This is a genomic window from Galbibacter kalidii, assembly GCF_026241135.1.
Lineage (GTDB): Bacteria > Bacteroidota > Bacteroidia > Flavobacteriales > Flavobacteriaceae > Galbibacter.
This window is the reverse complement of the sequence record NZ_JAPFGA010000082.1, coordinates 1-668: the sequence shown is the minus strand read 5'-3', so window position 1 is coordinate 668 and position 668 is coordinate 1. Positions and strand designations below refer to the sequence as shown.

Here is a 668-nt window from a genome sequence, read left to right as displayed (position 1 = left end):
CAACATCGTTTTCGTGACCAGCTAATGCAAGCTGTTCGTTATACTGTCCTGAAGGCATAAGGATCGTTCTCCGTTACTTTTGAAGCGAGGCGATAACCAGCGCAATGTTGAACAGGATGATGCCGCCCGCCGCGCATCGAGCCATTAAGCCCATTGCCTGACCAGAATTTTTGGGAACCAGAATCCAGAGGGCAACCGCGACACAGGCAGACAGAAACACGATAAGCAGGACACCGGCACCGCTGACAGCATCTACAATTGACTGGAAGAACTGAATGCCTTTGTTGAGCCAGTCAAGATCGGAAGAAGGCAGCGTTACTTCGTTGTTAGCCGCCATTGCTTGTTGCGTCGCCAGCATCGCAGAAACCGTAATCAGTGCGGTCTTTGCGCGCTGGAAATTCGCAGAAATTTTACTTAACGCGTTGTGAATCATGTACATTACCCTTAGTTGGATTTAACGAAATAAAACGGACTTTGCGAACTTTGGTTTTGCTGTTGTTCATATTTCCTGAGCCAAAAATGACTTTGCGCCAGACAATATGAGCATCACGATCTTCACGGTGAATGAGGTACATAGGCATGACCGTAACGACCGCGAACAGAGCCATGCCCAATCCTGAAAAAATGCTCCAGTATTTGATGGCAAGGAATAGCGCGAAAAGATTTAC

Annotated in this window: 2 protein-coding genes; both read right to left on the bottom strand. The window is 47.6% G+C overall.

The features are described from left to right. Positions 1–73: 73 nt before the first annotated feature. Positions 74–433 (bottom strand): hypothetical protein, encoded by a 360-nt coding sequence (locus OOZ15_RS19970; protein ID WP_053389852.1) that lies wholly within the window; start codon positions 431–433, stop codon positions 74–76. Further along, on the bottom strand, positions 411–668 hold a 258-nt coding region (locus OOZ15_RS19965), incomplete at its 5' end, for a hypothetical protein (protein ID WP_265958189.1). The genes OOZ15_RS19970 and OOZ15_RS19965, both read right to left, overlap by 23 nt.